Source organism: Leptolyngbya sp. FACHB-1624 (assembly GCF_047649235.1).
In the GTDB taxonomy this organism is placed as follows: Bacteria; Cyanobacteriota; Cyanobacteriia; order Leptolyngbyales; family Leptolyngbyaceae; genus Leptolyngbya; species Leptolyngbya boryana.
Window position 1 is genome coordinate 3,750,668 of sequence record NZ_CP180258.1, and the last position, 19,500, is coordinate 3,770,167.

The following is a 19,500-nucleotide window of genomic DNA, read 5'->3' on the forward strand; positions in this document are numbered from 1 at the left end:
GCACCGTTAGCCCTGGACTTCTAGTCCGGGGCGAGCTAGAACGGAGCGAGGAGACTGTTGATACGTTTCAAACACTCTCTTAGAGGCGAAATTAAGATGAAAAGCTAGAACTCTTCGTCGATCGTATCTGAAATGAATACTGAGTTTTCAGTAGCTTCAGAACTGTGGCTGTTTCACAATTAATGATGCCAGGTTTTGCTCTTAACGCGGTTAGAAAGTCAAGCAATCCTTCATTCGTATCGTAAGTAACTTCTACAAATAGATCATAGCTTCCTGCGACGAACGCAACATAGCTCACTGAATCTTGCTCGACTAACTCAGAGGCGATCGCTTGTGCTCGCTCTAAATTAACCGTTTTCAATTCAATCAGCGCAATGCTGCGGAATCCTAGCTTATTCGGGTTTAAGTAAGCCTGAATTGTAATTGCGCCAGAATTCGTTAAGCGCTGAACCCGATTGCGGATCGTGGCTTCTGACACGCCTAGCTTTTTAGCAATTTCCGTAAATGGCATCCTTCCATCTTTGTGCAGGAGTTGAACAATTTCAATGTCCAGCTCATCTAAGTTTGACTGAGTGCCTTCGACTCCTTGAGATGCGGGTTCATCAGACATAGCACCAACTTTATCGCACGGAACCCGTAGTATACATCGGAATGTCTGCAACTCATTCGATAGAGTTAAATTCGATATTCGCAGTTATAGGCAGAATTTTGTAGCTAAAACAAATCTGAATAGCTTTGAAGCTCTAAATTCGCAATTATTTTGGCGCATAAGTACGAATTTTGTTGCTTGAGACACATTTTTCTACTAGATATCCTCCTAACCTAGACAATGATTTTATCCCTATCGCTTGTTTGTCGTGCCTTTGAGTGACTACACAGTTCCATCTAAAACGATTGGAGAGTGACTAGAGTGATACAGCGTCGTCAATTGCTGAAATATGGCTTGCTGGCTGGAACAACAACAGCGATCGCAGCCTGTCAAAATCGAACGAACTCCTCATCATCAGACAAACCCAGTTCTCTCAAATCGATCAAAATTGCGATTTTGACCTGGGTTGGGTATGGTCCTTTCTTTGTTGCGAAAGACCAGAAACTCTTTGAAAAGTATGGACTCGATGCAGAAATTCTCAAAATTGAAGATGCAGCCCCCCGTCGAAGTGCCTTAGCTTCACAAGAAGTGCAATTTTCGATTTCTACACTCGACTGGTTTGCGATCGAAGCGGCTCAGGGACTCCCTGCATCCTGCATTCTCAAATTAGATGATTCTTACGGCGCAGATGGCATTGTTTCGAGTAAAGAAATTGCGAAAGTTGCCGACTTGCGAGGACAATCGATCGCCGTTGAAAAAGGCTCTCCCTCTCATTTCTTTCTCCTTTCTTTGATGAAAGAAGCCAAGTTATCCGCTCAAGACGTGCAAGCTATTTACATGCCAACCGCAGGCGATGCGGCAAGCGCATTCAGCGCAGGACGTGCTAAAGCTGCTGTAACTTGGGAGCCGTATCTCTCAACTTCTGCAAAACAAGCTCCGAATGCTCATATCCTGACCACTAGCCGAGAAAAACCAGGACTTTTACTCGACTTGTTGATTGTTCATCAGGAATATGCCAAAACCAATCCAGATGCCGTGAGCGGGGTAATTAAAGCCTGGTTTGATGCAGTTGAATACTGGAAAGCGAACCCAACTCAAGCAAATGCTGTGATTGCGAAAGGTTTAGGTGTGTCTGAGCAAGAAGTCAGCGAAATGGTCAAAGGGTGTAAGTACGCAGATCTCCAAGAGAACGCCACTTATTTTGGCTTAAAGGGAAATGGGACTGCTCCATTCTTTGAAAGCTTTCCGAAAGCACAACAAGTTTGGATAGAAGCAGGATTGATGACGAAGACTGTTAAAGCTGATTCGGTCGTCAATACCTCTTTTCTGAAAGGGATTCAAGCTTAGATCGATCAATAAGGAGTTGCATTTATGACCGTCTGTTCCCATCCGCAAAAGCTTGTTGAACTCCAACAGAAGATTTTAGAAGCTGCGAGTAGACCTTTAGAAACTGCGATCGCACTACCCGCAGAAACTTACACTGATCCAGACTTCTACCAATGGGAAGTTCAACACATTTTCAAACGACAATGGCTCTGTGTCGGGCATTGCTCACAAGTGCCTCAGCCCGGCGATTATATTAACCTTGATCTAATCGATGAACCTCTTGTAATTGTCCGAGGCAAAGACAATCAGATTCGAGTGCTGTCGCGAGTCTGTGCTCATCGCGGGATGGACATGATGCCAGAAGGATTTGGACATGCAGCACAAGGCAATCGTCGCAGCTTTCTCTGCCCGTATCATCATTGGGTGTATGGATTAGACGGAACGCTCGTCGGCGCGCCAGAAATGCACCAGAGTCAGCAGTTTGAGCTGGACAAAGTTTGTTTACCCAAGTTTCGGTCTGAGATTTGGCACGGCTTTATTTTTATCACCTTCGACCCTGAGATTGAATCGGTTAGCACTCACTATGCTGCACTCTCTCCCTATCTAGAACGGTGGAACATTGCAGAAATGCAGATGGTTGCGAACCTAGAGTGGAATTGCCAATTTAATTGGAAGGTCTTAGTTGAGAATTTTATGGAACCCTATCATCATTTAGGGACTCACGCTAAAACCTTTGAACCGATGCTGCCTGCGGCAAAAACATGGACAGAGCCAGAAGTCTTCAACGGAGTTGTCTGTCATTTACCGTTAGCAAAATCGATCGTAGAACGGATTAACGCAGGGCAGTCTCCGACAGTGTTTCAAACGCCAGTGAATCTGCTACCTCAAGATCATTATGAATATGCAGTCTATCTTGGGAATCCGAATTTCTTATTGTTTACAGGACCCGATCGCGTTTATTGGTACTTGCTACTACCGACGAGCGCAGGTGAAATGACGCTGCATACAACATTGTTAGTGACTTCTGAAAGCAAAGATATGCCAGAGTTCCCGCAGATTCTCGAACGAGAGATTGCCGGACTCAAAGAGTTTCACTTAGAAGATGTTGAGGTTTGTACTGCGGTACAGCGAGGATTGCGATCGTCGGTTTATTCACCCGGAGCGTTGGGACATTTAGAAATGCCGATTTGGTTATTTCAAAAATATCTAGCCCAGCAAATTCAAGTTGCCAATTCACAATGAAACTATTGATGCTACGTTCAGTCTGGTCAGGTTCATCCGATCTCGATGAACTGATCGAGCAGACGCTTCAGGGCGGATTCGATGGGCTAGAAGGCCCGATTCCAAAAGAAATTGAACACCGCCACAAGCTACGTCAAAAATTAGCTGATCATCAATTGGTCTACATTGCTGAAGCGACCACTGGAATCCATCCCGATGCACCTGAAGATTGGTGGATTCCTCAGCGCGATCGCACAATTCAAGATCATCTCAATGATTTACGCTGGACTGTCGAACATGCGATCGACATGGGGGCGATGTTCGTTTCGACCATGTGTGGGTATGATGCTTGGTCATGGCAGCAGAATGTGGACTTTTTTGGACAAGCGCTTGAACTAGAGCAAACGTCAGGAGTAACAATTAGCTTTGAGACGCATCGAAGTCGATCGCTGTTTAATCCTTGGATTACGCGAGATTTGCTCGCACAATTTCCAGAGATGAAATTGACGTGTGATTTTAGCCATTGGTGCGTCGTCTGTGAACGGTTACTCGATAGTGAATGGGCAATTCTAGAGCAGTGCGCTCAGCGAGCGATGCATATTCATTGTCGAGTCGGCTATGCTCAACATGCTCAAGTTCCTGATCCGCGAGCGCCAGAATATACGGCAGCTTTGGCGGCGCATGAACGCTGGTGGGATCTCATTTGGAAGGCACAAAAGCAACGAGGATTCTCTCAAGTCACAATGAATCCAGAGTTTCTATGGGATGGCTATATGCAGACCTTGCCGTTTACGAAAATGCCGATCGCGGATGTGTGGGATGTGACTTGCTGGATGGCAGAACGCCAGCGGCGACAGTTTATGCAATCCGGATTTGGAGAAGCTGCACTCATCAACAAAAAGCTCAGCTAGTGCTTTTAAACTAGCTGAGCTTCAAGACAATTGAAATAGCAAACCAATTAGATATCGAGGTCTGCTAAATTCATCTTCGAGCCATAAGTCTCGATGAATTCGCGACGGGGTGCGACGCGATCGCCCATCAAGACAGTAAAGACGCGATCGGCTTCTGCTGCATCTTCGATTTCAACTCGTTTGAGTGTCCGAGTTTCAGGATTCATCGTTGTATCCCATAGCTGCTGCGGCATCATTTCACCCAACCCTTTGAAGCGCTGAATGTTGTAGCTCGCATTGTCTGGGAAGGTAGACAAGCGTTCTTGCAGTTCTCGCTCACTGTAGCAATAGTAGTGATTGCGCCCGCGTTCGACTTTGAACAATGGAGGACAAGCAATATACACATAGCCTTGATCGACCATCATCCGTTGATAGCGATAGAAGAAGGTCAGGAGTAAGGTACGAATATGTGCGCCATCTACGTCTGCGTCCGTCATGATGATGATGCGGTGGTAGCGAAGCTGCGACACATCGAATTCTTCGCCTTTGATACCCAAGCCCAAGGCAGTAATCAAAGCTTGAATTTCAGTATTCTTGTAGATCTTCGAGTCATCGGTTTTCTCGATGTTGAGAATCTTACCGCGCAACGGCAGAATCGCTTGGAATCGGCGATCGCGTCCTTGTTTTGCAGAACCGCCCGCAGAATCCCCTTCCACAATGTAAATCTCTGATTCGCTTGGATCGCGAGATGCACAATCTGCGAGTTTCCCAGGCAGAGTAGAAGATTCGAGAACCGACTTGCGGCGCACCATTTCTCGTGCATGTCGAGCCGCTTCTGCTGCTTTGAACGCCTGAACTGCTTTCTCAATAATCGCATCCGAAACGTTCGGACGGAATTCTAGATACTCAGTCAGCACTTCACCGACCAGCGAATCAACAATTCCTCGAACTTCGGTATTGCCTAATTTCGTCTTGGTTTGACCTTCAAATTCAGGATCAGGAACCTTCACCGAAATCACAGCCGTTAAGCCTTCTCGGATGTTTTCCCCGGCAAGATTCGATTCGTTTTCTTTAATCTTGTTCCGCTTGCGCGCGATCGTATTCAGGGTGCGAGTCAGAACTGCTTTCAAGCCTTCTAAATGCGTTCCACCATCGACGGTACGAATGTTATTCGCAAAGCCAATAATATTGTCGTTGTAGGCATCGGAACACCATTGCAGCGCCACTTCAACTTGAATGCCGTTGCGTTCCCCACTAACAAAGATGACTTCTTCATGCAGCGGTTGCTTTTCGCGGTTCATGTAAGAGATGTACTCACGAATTCCGCCTTCGTAGAAGTAGACATCTTCTCGTTCAGAGCCTTCTCGGTGATCGGCGAATTTGATCCGAACCCCACCATTAAGATAAGCAAGCTCCCGCAATCGTCCAGAGAGGGTAGTGTAGTCGAACTTCGTGGTTTCCGTGAAGATCGAAGCATCGGGCAGAAAGGTGACGGATGTTCCGGTTCTCGCTTGAGGATAAGGCTCGACTTGCAATTCCCCCATCGCAATTCCCCGCTCAAATCGTTGCAGGTGAACTTTCTTCTCGCGCCAGACGGTGACTTCGACCCATTCGGAGAGTGCGTTGACAACTGAAATCCCAACCCCGTGCAGACCGCCAGAGACTTTGTATCCACCGCCGCCAAACTTACCGCCAGCGTGTAGAATCGTCATCACGGTTTCCAGTGCTGACTTCCCGGTTTTAGGATGAATTCCAGTGGGAATGCCGCGTCCGTCATCGGTTACGGTGACAGAACCATCGGCGTTAATTGAAATATCGATCGCTTTACAGTAGCCCGCAAGTGCTTCATCGACGGAGTTATCGACAACCTCGTAAACAAGATGGTGCAGTCCGCGAGGTCCAGTACTGCCGATATACATGCCGGGGCGTTTTCTTACGGCTTCAAGACCTTCAAGGACTTGAATCTGCTGCGCATCGTAGTTTGTCGTCATAGGAAGCGTTCTTTTAGGGCAATAAGGAGCGAAATCAGTAAGAGAGAGACAAATTTCACCAAAATTATAGCACAAATGGCTTATGAGCGGTTTTAGGACAGTCTCTGATGAATTTTGAAAGTAGGATGGATCGGTCTATTTTGGCTTATAAATCGCAAAACGATCAAAAAAGATTAAGCAATACACCTGTACTTATTATAATCGCTGGCGCGACGGCAAGTGGCAAATCAGGTTTAGCGATCAAGCTTGCAAAACGCTCGCAGTCTATCATCTTGAGTGCCGATTCGCGCCAAGTGTATCGAGAGTTTACCATCGGAACGGCAAAACCGACTCAGCGAGAGTTAAATCAAGTGCCGCATTTTTTGATTGATATTTGCGAGCCGACGGAGACGTTGACGGTGGCGGATTATCAGGAGCGGGCGAATGGGTTGATTGAGAGAGTGGAGAGTGGAGAGTGGGGAGTGGCTACTCCCCACCTTTTCCTGGTTGGTGGAACTGGACTCTACATTAAAGCGATCACGCGTGGGATGAAGATTCCGCGAGTTGCGCCTCAGTTGGAATTGCGATCGCAGTTGGAAACACTCGGGCAGAAGACGCTTTATGCAATGCTGCAACAAGTAGACTCGGCTGCGGCAGAGCGGATTCATGCGAATGATCAGGTGCGAACGTTGAGAGCGTTGGAAGTTTTTTATGTAACGGGTCACCCGATTTCTGAACAGCAAGGGGAGAATCCGCCGAATTATCCGATTTTGCAGATTGGATTGGAGTCGGATCAGTTGGAGCAGCGGATTGCGAAACGGGCAGGACAAATGATTGAAATGGGATTTGTCGAAGAAGTAGAACGACTGTGCCAGAAGTATGGCGAGGATCTGCCACTGTTGAATACATTGGGTTATGCAGAGATGCGGCAGTACTTGAGAGGAGAATTTTCTCTGCAAGAGGCGGAACGATTGACGGTGCTGCACACGCGGCAGTTTGCAAAGCGGCAAAGAACTTGGTTCCGAGCCGTCCCGGAACTGGAATGGTTTGATGCGGATGCAGGAAATTTAGTCGATCGAGTTTGGGATCGGATTCAGGTGTTTTTAGCAGAAGCGCGATCGCTGCCTGGATGAGGACTAAGAGGATGTTTAAAAGGTATTGTTCATCGCCTTCACCCGCCCGTGATTGAAAATCCGGGCTAGTTGAACAAAGTCCACTAAAGGGACTAAAAGCTAATAAGAATGGGGTCTTCAGTCCTTTTCAAAGGACTTCGCACGGTTAGCCCCGAATTCATTCCGGGGCGAGCTAGAACGGAGCGAGCAACTGTTGATACATTTCAAAGACCCTCTAAAAGCAAAGAATTTCGCGATCGTAGTTCTCTGGCAAGGGTTCTGTTTCCCAGACTAAAGTATCGCCAGGGCTAAGCCGCACTTCTAGATAAAGACACTCGATCGCATTCATGGCGACATCTTCGTTATTTTCAAACGGCATCAAATCTTCTAGAAGCAATCGCAGCTTAAAGCCACCTGGAATTAATGCTCCAGAAGTACTTTGTAGCTCAAAGCGCCAGACATCATCGCTCTTTTGAAACACTCTCAACTCATAAGGTTTTCCAGCGATCGACAAATGGCGTAACAATGCCTTTTGTGAGCTAATCTCAGACCCACGCGCCCAAGCCAGATTTGACTGCATCTCTGTTGCTCCCCAGCCGAATTGTTCTGCTAGCGTGGAAATGCCGCTCTGAAGCCATTGTTGTACTGACCATTGTTCGGGTAGACCTAAGCGTCGTTGATACAGACGTTGCCGCCAACCGCCATGCTCCAGTAATGCGCCCCACTGCTGAAAGGGTATCGCTAAACGCGGCACAACCACATCCGTAGTTCCCAACCGAGCAAGTAGATTTTCAGCTTGCTGAAGGGAAAGCGCAGGTAAAGGCGCAAGCTGCGATCGCAAAACTTCATCCGGACAAAGCCGTCGCGTAATCCACAGCACATTCGTATCAGGAATCAGATCGGCTTCATCGAGCGAATATGTTCGATCAAGAGGATCATACTGAGCGCGCTGCTTGAGCATTTGATGGGTGGTGTATCCCAAAACCTGAATTTCATCGTCTTCTAAATTGACGGCAACCGATAGATAATAATCCCCTGCCCAACTGGGAAGATCCACCCATTCTTGGGGCACTCGCAGTTCGCGATCGTCGATCGCAGCAGTTGGAATTACCACTAAACGCTGATTCTCAAACTCGATCGCTCCGCCGTTCACCACTTCCCAAAAACTAGAAAGCGCGGCTGAATTTGCCCAAATTCGCGCATTCGGCGCAAAACTTTGTACCCAGGGCAAGAGCGTTTTGAGACTCGCTTGATTGAGTGCCGCTTGCCAATGAATTCCATCCGTCGTAAATGCTTGTTGCTGCCAAACCTGGGACAACGCATCGCTCGGAATTTCTAATTGAAGTTGCGGGGTGTCAGCGATCATAATGGGTGATGTACCAGGATAAGACATAGGACTTGCCTCAGAACGCGCTAAATATCGCTCGATATTTAGGAGGGCAGGTCTGGATGACTGTAGTGCAGTTTCAGCCATTCCTCCAAAATCGTACTCATATTAGACACTACGTTCGAGTTGAGAGTTTGATGCAGGGTTGTCTGACTCCATTCTGCAAGAATTTGTAACAGGGTTTGCTTGAGATTGGTTAATCGTCGCGAAACTGTGTATTGTTTTGTGTCTAATTCTTTCGCAATTTCTTGCTGCGTCATACCTTTACCGTAGTACATTTGCAGCAACCGTTGCGCGGGTAAATCCAGTTTGACGAGGGCTTTCAAAAGAGTCGCATTCAACTGCGATCGCGTTTGTTTCCGCTGATCTTCCTCTTCTGCTTCAATAATTTGGCTGAGATTTGACTCCTGAAAGGTCGATTCAAAATTGTCTAACATCTCCGTATTCTCGGCTCCCGGCTGCGGTGTGTCTGCCGAAATCAAGGACGGGTAGAGATACGATCTCGCTGCCTTGCCGCAAGTGGTCAGCCATTGCTCTAATAAAACTGGATTGCAAGGTTGGGCAGTTGCGCCTAACGTGGCAACGCGATCGCGATTATAAAGATCGACGATCGCTTGCAGGGTCGAAAGGTCAGGTTTTGCTAATTTTCGTAAGCCTTTGCCTTGAGCAGGTGCGTAGATGATTTTGAAACATTGCCAAGCGAACACTCGTTCTGCGATCGCAGAAGCATCTAGCCCAAAATTCTGCAACGATTCGACAAATCGTTTGTGGCTGAGTTTGTGCATGAGTGCCCAATCGGTGCAGATATCGACTTCTTGGCGCAGGCGCAATGTATCTTTAATCACATTGCTAAACGCTAGGCTTGCGTAGCGTTTCAGACCTGAACTGTGTTGAGGATTGAACCCTTGCAGGACACGGTGAATTTTGACGATCGCGATTTGAAAGAAATCCGCAAGCGACTGACTGCTGCCGATATTCAATGCCAGCTTTCGAGCTGACCAAAAGCAGACTTCTTGCAAATAAGCAGATAAATGAGCGACTGCGAGAGGATGACTGTCGGCTTGCCAGAGCCGATGCCAATATAGCGACCAAACCATTTCGGAAAGGTCTTGTTCATCGGATTCTTCAAGACAGCGTTGCATACTCCGACGCAGGCGAGCATCTGAAACCCATCGAGTCGCTGAATCGCTCTCAAACTGTAGAAACGTGGAAAAGATTTCAAGAATACTTTGTCGCGATCGCATGAGTTCAGATTGAGCGAGAGCTAGTCTTCAAACTATATCCATTTTCTAGAAAAAGCACCAGAACTGCATATTCTTCTTCACCCCGTCGTAAGAATGACTAGAAGCAATTTTTGGAGGTGGGTGATGAATGATTGGCGATCGCTCAAGGTGAGCCAGGAGCAGGAGAAGAGCTTGCGGTCGGTGAAGCATCAGGTGTTGATGCAGGAGATTCTGACGCAGGCGAAGCAGTGGGCGAAGCAGGAGCAGGTGAAGCAGCTTGAGGCGCTGCTGGCTGTCCATCTGTAAACAGTCGAACGGGTTTTTGGGCGAGTAAAGCTGCACCTTCAGCGCGATCTGCCGGAAAAATTGCACGCACACGATCGACGACCGAAATCATATATTTGTAGTCCGGAACAGTTCCCGTCGGAACAAATCCTGCTTCTTGGGCAACGACTGAAGGCGTATCTCCCAGAACTTTGCGAATCGATTCTAGCAGTGTGCGATCGACACTCGGACTAACTAGCACGACTCCCGCTGGAACTTTGTGCGGGTCGTTGTACAAAATGCGAAACTCTGCTGAGCTAAGTTGCGATTTGTAAAGATTGAATTCTTCAAGGGACAGCGCTCCCGCATCTGCTGTTCCTTGTGCGATCGCTTCTAAGACTGCTTTGGGAGTGGATGTCACCAGAAGCTCTTTGAGCGTCAAACCATAGAGATTAAAAATGGGAAAGTAATAGCCTGTCGCTGATCCAGGTTGTCCGATTGCTAACCTTTTACCTGATAAGGCTTGCAAGTCTGAAATAGGACTCTCTTTGGGAACGACCAGAACCGAGCGCAGATTGTTCACCCCGACTAAGGGAAACAGCGGCGTGTATTGATATTGTGACATCGCGATCGCGGCAAGTCCAGGAGGTGCAAACACGATTGACCAAGCTTGTGCTTTGATGCGCTCTAAGGCTTTGCGTTCATTAAAAGCAGGCTCAAATTGGATGACCGCTTGCAGTTTCTCAGCCAGATATTGTTTAAAGCGATCGTACTGATTGCCAGAATTGGCGGCTCCGTAGCTAACCGTTCCAATGGTGAGTTGAATTGCTTGAACTGAACGTGAACCGATGCCACATCCCGATAGAAATAACAGAATTAGAAATGAGCGCCGGGAGGTTCTGCTATCCATTGCTGAATGAATTTATGAATGCTAGTTATTGTTTCATACTGCCGGATGCTCGTCTTGTTTTGCTCGGAATACTACCTAACGTTTTGTGAACCGTAACTGTTTGTAGCGCTTTGATAGGAAAAGACCCAAAATTCGCTACTTTTAAGAAGAGCATACAGATTGATTCGATCTCCTTTTCCCTGCCTGAATGAGCATCTATTTGTTGATGTTTCTTGATCCCCGCGAGGTTGTCTGAGTCATGATTTTAAAGAAACTAAAGCTTGGCGCTAAATTTAATGTCTTGTTAGCAGCCGCATTTTTAATTGGATTGCTGTTGAGTAGTTTGGCACTATCGCAGGTGCTCGAAAATCGAGCTAGGGGAGAAGTGACGACGAAAGCTTTGATTCTGATTCAATCCATGAACTCAGTGCGTGATTATACGAGTACTAAGATTCAGCCGTTGCTCAAATCGCGCTTAGAGACAGAGCCGACTTTTATTGCTGAAACGGTTCCTGCTTACTCTGCAAACGAAGTCTTTCAGCGGTTTCGCGAAAATAACGAGTACAAAGATTTCTTTTACAAAGAAGCCACTCTGAATCCAACTAACCCGCGAGATAAGGCAGATGTATTTGAGGCTTCTTTAGTCGAGCGGTTTCAAAAAGAACCTAACACTAAGGAAATCTCTGGGTTTCGCGATTTACCGGGTGGGCAGGTTTACTATATTGCTCGTCCGTTAAGTGTGAGTAAGCAAAGCTGTTTGGAGTGCCATTCGACCCCGGATAAAGCACCGAAAAGTCAAATTGCAACCTATGGCGATGCGGGTGGATTTGGTTGGAATCTCAATGAGATTGTTGCAACTCAGATTATTGCTGTACCAGCAGGTGAAGTGATTAATAACGCTTGGCGATCGCTCTTAACCGTGATGGCAATTTTAACGGCAGTCTTCATTGCGCTCGCGCTGTTAATTAACACCTTGCTCAGACGATCGGTGATTCGTCCGATTCGTCGGATCTCGAATGCTGCGGAAGCAGTCAGTATGGGGCAAATGGATATGGAGTTTGAGCAAGATACTCAAGATGAGATTGGAGCGTTGGCCGCAGCTTTTAATCGGATGAAGTCGAGCCTGGAGATTTCAATGAACTTGCTGAACAAGCGCAAGTAAAGGATTTACGATTCAATAAAATCCTGTTGTTTATCGCGTTCACCCGTTCCTGTAGAAGTCAGGGCGGGTGAACGCGTATCAGCGAAAACTTTTCATTCACCTGCTCAGATGCGCTTCGCGAACCGCTCAAAATTGAGGATTTTTCGAAGGTTGGGGCGAAGTCGAGACCCAATTCATACAGCCTCAATGAACCTAAGTTCGCCGAGATGTTTAATTAACATATGAGCGATCGACGAATCGAATTCGCGCCGATTCTAATCTCTTAATTTCTCAATATCTTCCGCCGAAACTCGTCTGCTTTCTGACGATCAGGAATCTCTGTGATCAACTCCTCCACAAACGTGGTCAGAGACACCTGATTCTCTAAATCTCGTTTCGTTGTCACAATAAACTTCGCGATCGGCCCAATCAAACAGGTCAGTTCTTGCTCACAGACCTGAATCAGTTGAGCGTTGACTAAGCGATCGCTCAGCGCTTCTTGAGTCTGCTGTGGCTCTCGGACAGCAACTCCATACCCTTTTGCCGTACTCAAGCGAGGACTCTGTGGTTTCGGAGGCAACTGCATCAGTGCAGTAATGCGCTGCGCTAATTTTGTCTGCTGCACAGGTGATAGATGCACGGCTAACTCTTCCTGCATGACTATCGGATCACAAGCTGCGGGAGAGAGTTGCCCTAAGAGCATGGGTGCGATCGGTCCTACAAGTTCAATCAGAAATTGCTCAATGCTTGCAAGCTGTTCTGCGGTGAGACGGGGAGCCGTTTGATCGACAAATTGGTCGCGTTGCTGAGGGGGTACGCTTTGCTGGATAGATGGATGAGTTTGTGGCTGAATTTGCTCGGGGATCGGTAAAGCGATCGCTCTTGCTTCACTGATATTTTCAGGCTGAGCAGGAACTTGGATCAACGATCCTGCCTCTTGTTCAAAATATGTGCGATGCTTGGCGGGGATCAGTGCAGACAAGGCGCGAATCAAAAGTTGAGGACTGCTTTCTTGCAGCGGTTCTGCTGCCTGCTCGATTAAACTCGGCGCGATCGGCCCGACTAATTTCAACAACAAGGGCTTAATCCGAGCGATGAATTCATTCAACGGAATTTCAGTACTCGCCGCTTGCGAATCATGCGAAGTGTCTGACTGAACCGATTGAACGGTTTGCGTCTCTAGGACTGGAGGCAGCATTTCAATCAATCCCTGCGTCCCAGACAGCCAAAGGTAGCACGTCAATCCCAAACCATCTAAGTTCGTTTGCAGCTTTGCCAGCAATCCTGCCATCGACAACCCTGTTTGAGCCGGAGCCGCAATCAATGCTTCGAGCAAGACTTGAGCAAACAATTCTGGTTCATCTTGAGGCGAAGCACAGGCAAGAATGCACTGACCATGATCCGACGAAAACTTCAGATCCTCGACCCAATCTTCTAAAGAAGTTGCGCCCGGACAATCGAGAATGACAATTTGCTGAGCCGTGCGCGATCGCCGAAGTTCTTGCCGCAGCCAAGTTCGACTCAGCCAAGCCCCATCTCCCAAAAATAACCAGGAATCGCCATCCTCTGAAGATTCAATCCGTCCTCGCAAATACAATAATCGCGTTGCCACGGTTTGAATCGACCCGGACGATCTCTGTTCCGGCACAGTCATGTCTTGCTGAAGAAATGTTGCAATCTCAGATCGAACATTCGACCAAGCATCACTGGGCTGGGGGAAGTAAGTTAGGTCAAAATTACCATCCTGACGCAGAACGTCCGATACGGCAGGACTGACTGTATGATGAATCAGCCCGTCCACAATCAAAGCTTGTCGTTGTTGCACTACTTCAGTGTGAGTTGGTTTAAGTCCTAAAATTGTCTCTCCGATCCCCTCAACAATCCGCTTCGGTGTTTGCAAGGAATACTCTGGATGTAAATCTGTTTCGCCTTTATTGCGTTTCTGTTGATTGATTAACCGCAACTGCTGATTCGTTTGCTCAATGTACTGAAGTGTTTGATGATACACATAACGATAAAGAGCATCTGCATCGATAATGCCATAAGCTCCCGCCGCTTCTCCGCGCAATCCGCGCATTAAGTAGTAACTAAATACACCATGACCCAAATCGGGAAACTCCCAAGATTGCTGTCCTTGATCGCACGAAAGCAAGGCATAAAATCCGCGACTCTTTGCTGCTCTTTGGCGCAGCATTTCTAAAAGTTGCGGCGTTGGATTGAGCAGAGCAGGTTCAGAGAAGTGTCCACGCGCACCAGATAGGGAAATATTGCCGCTGTGACAAGCGTCGAGCCAAATCAGTTGACTATGAGCCGCACAGTTGCCCAAAGTCGCTAATAGATTTTGAAAACATAGTCCAGTCTTGAGTAGATGCTGTTTTTGTGTGTCCGCAAGACATAACACGGTTTGCTGGCTCTCGGGTTCTAGAACACCATGCCCAGAAAAATAGAATAAAACTGTATCTTGCGTTTTTGCCGAGGCAACAATGCGGTCTAAGCTCGCCTGAATTGCTTGTAGCGTCGGTTTGTCTGGAGTCAGATCGTGATGAATAAAAAATTCTTTCTGCGGAAATGCTTGCGTTGCTTCAGCGAGTGCTTGGCTCAACCCTTGACAGTCAAAAGCGGCATAGCGTAACTTTGGCAATGTTGCATCTTGGTAATCATTGATCCCAAGCATCATTACCCAGAGTTTTGCTTCACCTGTTTCTAAGGCGGAAGCAAATCGACTCGCACCAACACCGACTGGGGGCATTTCTTGACCTCAAGCGAAACAACACGAATGTGTCCGTTCTGTCATAAAACGCGGAAAATGTGACGATACTCCCTATCAAGATTACAACGTACTCTCGATAGATACAGCAACCGTAGGGGGTTAGTTCGCATTTTTTGCTACCTAATGTGAACTGCAACACCCAATCTTCCGCAGATTGTGGCTGATATTAATTAATATGTTCAAGCCTGCTCGCTTATGCAGTTTAAAGAATCGCTCTCCCAAGCCGAGAAGATCCGGAGCAGCGATCGCTTCATAAGAATTCTTGGAACGCAGTTTTCTCAGGAGCCGCCCCGCCACTTTGATAAACGGCTTCGGATTCGATTGAGGAAATCGAATCCGAACTTGTAGAGAAACTTGCGAATCTGAATAATTTGGAGGGGATTTTGATTTCTGCGCTCGCCAGATTCAACTTGTTTTACAAAACAGCCACTTTGGGATTTTCTAGAAAATCAGAGTTGGTGAAGATGTTGCTGACTGAGATAAAGCATTGATATCTCTACAGTGCTCAAGAATTCCTAGCGATAGTTCTGAGCCTGAGTTTCAAATAAATGAGCATATCTGCCGTTTAACTGCATTAATTCAGTATGCGTGCCTTGTTCCACGATCGTTCCTCGATCGACGACATAAATTCGGTCAGCCATCTTAACCGTAGACAATCGATGGCTGATCAAAATGGCAGATTGATTCTGAATCAGTTGCCGAAACTGCTGAAAAACTTCATATTCTGCTTTCGGATCCATTGCACTGGTCGGCTCATCTAAGACAACTAACTGGGACTGGCGCAAAAACGCTCTCGCCAGCGCAACTTTTTGCCATTGTCCAATGCTTAACTCTTCGCCTTGTTCAAATAATTTTCCGAGCATCGTGTCATAGCCTTGGGGTAATGTTTGAATCACCGCATCGGCTCCCGATTGTTTAGCAGCTTGCATCACCGTTTCTGCCCCAGGTGGAAGTTCGATATTGCCGAACCAAATGTTTTCCCAAGCTGTGAAATAGTACTTCACATAGTCCTGAAAAACTACACTAATCTGTCGGCGCAAGTCTACGAGATCATATTGCTCTAAGGCAACGCCATCGAGGGTAATCTTGCCTTGTGTAGGTTCATATAGCCGACAGAGCAGTTTAATCAGAGTTGTTTTTCCAGAACCATTTTCGCCGACGAGAGCAATGACCTCACCAGGGCGAATTGTCAGGCTAACGTCTTTCAATGCCCAACGGGGCGTATTGCTATATTGAAAGCTCACGCGATCGAATACAATCCCCGATCGCATCGGTCGAGGGAGCGGTTTAGGATGAAGGGGTGCGGCGATTTTTGGCTGGAGTTCTAGAAATTCATAAAGATTGCTCAGGAAGAGATTGTCTTCGTAGAGTGCAGACAAACTTCCAAGTAACCCTTTCAAAGCAGCTTGTCCTTGTTGGAGTGCAGCATGGTAAAGGACTAAATCTCCGATTTGTAGTTGACCCTGAAACGCTTGATAGACCACAAAACTGTAAGCAGAAAAAAGGAGCAGAGCAGAGAGGCTTTGGGCAAGAACATTCGCGATCGCGCGCTGAGTTCCAATCTGCAAAGTTTCTTGATACAACTGCTTGCGAATCCGCTGAAAGCGTTGACTAAAAAGGTTGCCGAGATCGAAGAGGCGTAGCTCTTTTGCAAACCAATCCCCTGTGAGTAACCAGCTTAAGTATTCTCCTTGTCGCTGCATCTCAGTTCGACGACGTTGCCAAGCATGTAGGATAGAGGCGTACTTCAAACGAACGAGAATGGATGGAACCGAAGCCGCAAAGAGAATGCCTGCAATTCCCCAATGTAGCGCAACGAGTAAGCCGACCATCAGCACTAACGTGATCATTGTTTGACCAAGCTGGATCAAGTGCTCCAAGATTTGATTAGGACGGTAAAAAGCTTCTTGTTGAGCACGTTGTAGGCTATTGTGATAGTCTGGATTTTCGTAGTATTCTAGGTCAATTTCTAGTGACTTGGCATGAACAATGCCTTGCATATAATCAGTGACTTGTTGAGTCTGGGCACTGTTAACTAGCTCGGCTAAAGCAGCGAGAATCGCAGCGATGACGGTAACAGCACCCATCAATCCAAGTAAGACAAGTAAACGCTGAAACAGCAATGTTTTATCAGGCAGCGCAATACTACTTGTAACGATATCAATAATGAGTTTGGTTAGATAGAGTAATGCGATCGGCAAAAGCCCTTGAATGAAAATTAGCGACACATGGGCTAAAGTCCATCGTGGCGAACCTTTCCAAACAAAGCGCAGTGCAGGAAGCAAATGGCTTGCACCCTGAAGTTTGCGAATCAAATAACGGAGAGACAACATTCGTTATGCCAACCAACTGACGAGCGTTTGAATAAATTTTGTGGCTTTCTGATCTGTCGCAAATGTATCTGGAAACAGCGAAACGAGTTGCTGTGCGAGTTCTTGTACAGAGTGAGTTCCATCGGCATGAGCCAAAATATAATGCACGGCTTTGCCTTTGGTATTTAGATTAGGCTGATAAGCAGGAGCCATCTTTTGCAGGGTTTTTAGGGTGTTGGGCACAGAGAAGAATGTCGATCGCTGTTGCTGTGTCTGCTGGCTCTTAAATTGCCAAATCCAGTCCCCATAAGGCGGGCGTTGTAATTTGAAAGTAACAGTCTCACCTACTTCAAAAGCAACAGGTGGATCGATCGGCATGAATGCAGATGACCAGTGCAGCGGAGGTTCGTGCGGCGCAGTCGAAAGCCACTGATCTCCAAGCAGCATTTTGAACCAACCGATCCAACCGTGACAGATGCCTGCTTGAGTGATGGTATGGTGTATCTCTGCACGACAATTCGTATCAGTGGCTTGATAGAAATCTAATGCCATGACTTTTTCGGGTTCTGCCAGATATTGAGCCTGTCCAAGGTCTTGACGTGCAAAGAACATAGCTTGGCTCACATAGGAACGAACTGGACTATGATCTAAATCCAGATGTGGATTTGACCACACTGCAATCTCTCGTTCATAGAAAGCAGGGACAGAGGCAGGAACCGTCTCCATGACTGCCGCTGAGGGAATGAGCGCGCCACCTGGCTTAAGGTAGCGATCGCGGGCGTAGAATAGCGAAGGTAGGAGATCTTCTGAGAGTAAAAAGTTCCCTGTAAAGACTGAAATAATCACATCAACAGGCTCAGGGATCGTCACTTCTTCGATTTTGCCTTGTAAACATTGAATGCGATCGCTGTATCCATTCGCTTTCACAATCTGCTGTGTCAAGCTGATAATGTCTTCTGGCTCGACCATGTAAACTCGTTTTGCGCCCAGTTGAGCTGCCAGCAGTCCAAAAATTCCTAGACCTGCTCCTAAATCTAGCACCACACTGTCTGGGGTGATGACTGCTTGCATCGCCTGAAGATAAGCTGCATTGCGTCTAGCATCAAGGGTCATCACCTGCTGCCCCTGTAGAAGAAGATAGCTCATAGAAGTTGAGGAGTAAAAGAATGCGTTTCGGTTTGCAAGAAGTCGTAGAGCTTGGGTAGGCTCTCGAATGATCGTGGGTAGAACAGTTTTTTGACGGGGACTTGTGCCACTAAATTGGTGTAGGCATAAAACAAGCTCGGCTGATCGGGCATGATTTCGGTCACGTGATAACTATGAATCAGGAGATCGAGTAGGGCTTGACTAGGTGAAAGCTGCTCAGTATAGATGCGATCGCTTTCTTCGAGTAGGTAAATGGTACCCAATGGGAAAGATTGGTTCTGAGGAGTGATCCCCAATTGTTCTATTGCATAATGAATTTTGTAGGTTGTTGTTTCGGAAGCGTCTAATCCAAAGCGTTCTCCCGTATGAGGAAACAGCTTAATCCGAGGACTTCCAGGGCGAACTTGCCCTTGGTCATTGACGACTAAAACATCATCGGTGACAAAGCTTGCACCACGGCTTACACAATATGTAGTTAAGGTCGATTTCCCCTTTCCAGAACATCCTGCAAACGCGATCGCGACTCCATCTAAAGCGACAACATTTGCATGAAGTGCGATTTGTCCCTGTAACCCTAAACAAGTAGCAGCAATATGAGCAGCAAAACACAATACGGGAGAGCCTTGAATGTTCTCGATTGGGGCTGATTCAACCACGACGAGGATTGCATGATGACCATTGGCATCAATCCATGCACCCATCTCTTCTGTCCAAGGAATCCAGTAATGATGTGAAGTATTTTGTGCAGAGCTATTCTTATATATAGAGCCTGCTACTGAGTTTAAGGGAAGTTCGGCAACTAACTCTAAGGTTAGTTGAGTGTTTGAGATATGTCTGAGTTCGTCGGTAGCAGCCTGCAGAATGCTCTGAAATTTCATGGGTCAATCCTGATGAACTTGCTAGGAGCATTCCACAAGCTGGAATGCTCCCTTGATGAATGAACCAACTGTTAAGTTGCTGAACTTAGCACATGAAAACTACTAAGTGGCCAAAATATAACAGCATTCATCACATCAATGTTTAGGGGATATTTTCGCTGCCATCAAAACCACCTGGATTGGTGACTCTCATGTTAATTCCATCTTGAAATGGACCTGATTTAGGATTCCCTTGCGCTTGTTGGGTAAGCTCTGCGAGACTTCCTAGCTGCGAAACCTGCATTGATAGGTATGTCTTCTTCATTGTGGTTGACCTCCTTATGGTCTTATAAATTACGAAGCGCACCCTGTATATATACTAGTTTCAATCGATTAGTTTAAA

At 46.9% G+C, this 19,500-nt stretch carries 15 protein-coding genes; 5 read left to right on the top strand and 10 right to left on the bottom strand.

The genetic code is table 11. From position 1 onward, the window contains the following. Positions 1-91 precede the first annotated feature (91 nt). A complete protein-coding gene (locus ACMUEV_RS17630; RefSeq protein ID WP_190649908.1) occupies positions 92-610 on the bottom strand; it encodes an Lrp/AsnC family transcriptional regulator in 519 nt (172 codons plus the stop codon). Between the two features lie 291 nt (positions 611-901). On the opposite strand from ACMUEV_RS17630, the gene ACMUEV_RS17635 reads away from it, so the two are divergent. Genes ACMUEV_RS17635 through ACMUEV_RS17645 form a run of 3 tightly spaced genes read left to right on the top strand, consistent with a single transcriptional unit; the run spans position 902 to position 4,047 of the window. After that, complete coding sequence (locus ACMUEV_RS17635) at positions 902-1,936, top strand: ABC transporter substrate-binding protein (protein WP_415354611.1); 1,035 nt, start codon at positions 902-904, stop codon at positions 1,934-1,936. Positions 1,937-1,960: 24 nt separating this feature from the next. Beyond that, the gene (locus ACMUEV_RS17640; RefSeq protein ID WP_190649912.1) at positions 1,961-3,157 is read left to right on the top strand and encodes an aromatic ring-hydroxylating oxygenase subunit alpha; all 1,197 of its coding nucleotides are present in this window, start codon (positions 1,961-1,963) and stop codon (positions 3,155-3,157) included. Between the two features lie 8 nt (positions 3,158-3,165). Further along, positions 3,166-4,047 (top strand): sugar phosphate isomerase/epimerase family protein, encoded by an 882-nt coding sequence (locus tag ACMUEV_RS17645; RefSeq protein ID WP_242044323.1) that lies wholly within the window; start codon positions 3,166-3,168, stop codon positions 4,045-4,047. Between the two features lie 47 nt (positions 4,048-4,094). Here ACMUEV_RS17645 and gyrB read toward each other — a convergent pair whose 3' ends face one another. Further along, positions 4,095-6,017 carry a DNA topoisomerase (ATP-hydrolyzing) subunit B gene (gene gyrB, locus ACMUEV_RS17650; RefSeq protein WP_190649916.1) on the bottom strand — a complete coding sequence of 641 codons (1,923 nt, stop codon included), beginning with the start codon at positions 6,015-6,017 and terminating at the stop codon, positions 4,095-4,097. A gap of 125 nt (positions 6,018-6,142) precedes the next feature. Here gyrB and miaA point away from each other — a divergent pair, with 125 nt between their 5' ends. Next, on the top strand, positions 6,143-7,129 hold the full coding sequence (miaA, locus tag ACMUEV_RS17655) for a tRNA (adenosine(37)-N6)-dimethylallyltransferase MiaA (protein WP_199329407.1): 987 nt from the start codon (positions 6,143-6,145) through the stop codon (positions 7,127-7,129). Positions 7,130-7,343: 214 nt separating this feature from the next. Here the strand turns inward: miaA and ACMUEV_RS17660 are convergent, their stop codons facing one another. From ACMUEV_RS17660 to ACMUEV_RS17670, 3 genes are all read right to left on the bottom strand, one after another. Continuing rightward, a complete protein-coding gene (locus tag ACMUEV_RS17660; RefSeq protein WP_242044324.1) occupies positions 7,344-8,501 on the bottom strand; it encodes a DUF1822 family protein in 1,158 nt (385 codons plus the stop codon). A 38-nt stretch (positions 8,502-8,539) separates the two neighbouring features. Next, positions 8,540-9,739 (bottom strand): sigma-70 family RNA polymerase sigma factor, encoded by a 1,200-nt coding sequence (locus tag ACMUEV_RS17665; protein ID WP_190649917.1) that lies wholly within the window; start codon positions 9,737-9,739, stop codon positions 8,540-8,542. A gap of 142 nt (positions 9,740-9,881) precedes the next feature. Next, positions 9,882-10,892 carry a phosphate/phosphite/phosphonate ABC transporter substrate-binding protein gene (locus tag ACMUEV_RS17670; protein WP_017287766.1) on the bottom strand — a complete coding sequence of 337 codons (1,011 nt, stop codon included), beginning with the start codon at positions 10,890-10,892 and terminating at the stop codon, positions 9,882-9,884. Between the two features lie 238 nt (positions 10,893-11,130). Between ACMUEV_RS17670 and ACMUEV_RS17675 the strand changes: the two genes are divergently transcribed. Beyond that, on the top strand, positions 11,131-12,033 hold the full coding sequence (locus tag ACMUEV_RS17675) for a c-type heme family protein (RefSeq protein WP_017287765.1): 903 nt from the start codon (positions 11,131-11,133) through the stop codon (positions 12,031-12,033). A 262-nt stretch (positions 12,034-12,295) separates the two neighbouring features. On the opposite strand, the gene ACMUEV_RS17680 is transcribed toward ACMUEV_RS17675, so the two are convergent. The 5 genes from ACMUEV_RS17680 to ACMUEV_RS17700 form a co-directional block, all read right to left on the bottom strand. Continuing rightward, entirely contained in the window at positions 12,296-14,761 is a 2,466-nt protein-coding gene (locus ACMUEV_RS17680; protein ID WP_190649919.1) for a caspase family protein, read from the bottom strand. A gap of 536 nt (positions 14,762-15,297) precedes the next feature. Beyond that, positions 15,298-17,115 carry an ABC transporter ATP-binding protein gene (locus ACMUEV_RS17685; protein WP_190649921.1) on the bottom strand — a complete coding sequence of 606 codons (1,818 nt, stop codon included), beginning with the start codon at positions 17,113-17,115 and terminating at the stop codon, positions 15,298-15,300. Positions 17,116-17,118: 3 nt separating this feature from the next. Then, positions 17,119-18,240, bottom strand: coding sequence for a methyltransferase domain-containing protein (locus tag ACMUEV_RS17690; RefSeq protein WP_190649923.1), 1,122 nt, complete (start codon positions 18,238-18,240; stop codon positions 17,119-17,121). Then, positions 18,237-19,118 (bottom strand): hypothetical protein, encoded by an 882-nt coding sequence (locus tag ACMUEV_RS17695; protein ID WP_190649925.1) that lies wholly within the window; start codon positions 19,116-19,118, stop codon positions 18,237-18,239. The genes ACMUEV_RS17690 and ACMUEV_RS17695 overlap by 4 nt, the downstream gene beginning before the upstream one ends. Positions 19,119-19,260: 142 nt before the next feature. Next, the gene (locus tag ACMUEV_RS17700) at positions 19,261-19,422 is read right to left on the bottom strand and encodes a hypothetical protein (RefSeq protein ID WP_190649927.1); all 162 of its coding nucleotides are present in this window, start codon (positions 19,420-19,422) and stop codon (positions 19,261-19,263) included. Positions 19,423-19,500: the final 78 nt, after the last annotated feature.

What these genes read in the sequence shown, in the direction of transcription:
- ACMUEV_RS17630 (WP_190649908.1), bottom strand. Translation starts at nt 610, where the DNA reads ATGTCTGATGAACCCGCATCTCAAGGAGTCGAAGGCACTCAGTCAAAC.
- ACMUEV_RS17640 (WP_190649912.1), top strand. Translation starts at nt 1,961, where the DNA reads ATGACCGTCTGTTCCCATCCGCAAAAGCTTGTTGAACTCCAACAGAAG.
- ACMUEV_RS17645 (WP_242044323.1), top strand. Translation starts at nt 3,166, where the DNA reads ATGCTACGTTCAGTCTGGTCAGGTTCATCCGATCTCGATGAACTGATC.
- gyrB (WP_190649916.1), bottom strand. Translation starts at nt 6,017, where the DNA reads ATGACGACAAACTACGATGCGCAGCAGATTCAAGTCCTTGAAGGTCTT.
- miaA (WP_199329407.1), top strand. Translation starts at nt 6,143, where the DNA reads ATGGATCGGTCTATTTTGGCTTATAAATCGCAAAACGATCAAAAAAGA.
- ACMUEV_RS17660 (WP_242044324.1), bottom strand. Translation starts at nt 8,501, where the DNA reads ATGTCTTATCCTGGTACATCACCCATTATGATCGCTGACACCCCGCAA.
- ACMUEV_RS17665 (WP_190649917.1), bottom strand. Translation starts at nt 9,739, where the DNA reads ATGCGATCGCGACAAAGTATTCTTGAAATCTTTTCCACGTTTCTACAG.
- ACMUEV_RS17670 (WP_017287766.1), bottom strand. Translation starts at nt 10,892, where the DNA reads ATGGATAGCAGAACCTCCCGGCGCTCATTTCTAATTCTGTTATTTCTA.
- ACMUEV_RS17675 (WP_017287765.1), top strand. Translation starts at nt 11,131, where the DNA reads ATGATTTTAAAGAAACTAAAGCTTGGCGCTAAATTTAATGTCTTGTTA.
- ACMUEV_RS17680 (WP_190649919.1), bottom strand. Translation starts at nt 14,761, where the DNA reads ATGCCCCCAGTCGGTGTTGGTGCGAGTCGATTTGCTTCCGCCTTAGAA.
- ACMUEV_RS17685 (WP_190649921.1), bottom strand. Translation starts at nt 17,115, where the DNA reads ATGTTGTCTCTCCGTTATTTGATTCGCAAACTTCAGGGTGCAAGCCAT.
- ACMUEV_RS17690 (WP_190649923.1), bottom strand. Translation starts at nt 18,240, where the DNA reads ATGAGCTATCTTCTTCTACAGGGGCAGCAGGTGATGACCCTTGATGCT.
- ACMUEV_RS17695 (WP_190649925.1), bottom strand. Translation starts at nt 19,118, where the DNA reads ATGAAATTTCAGAGCATTCTGCAGGCTGCTACCGACGAACTCAGACAT.
- ACMUEV_RS17700 (WP_190649927.1), bottom strand. Translation starts at nt 19,422, where the DNA reads ATGAAGAAGACATACCTATCAATGCAGGTTTCGCAGCTAGGAAGTCTC.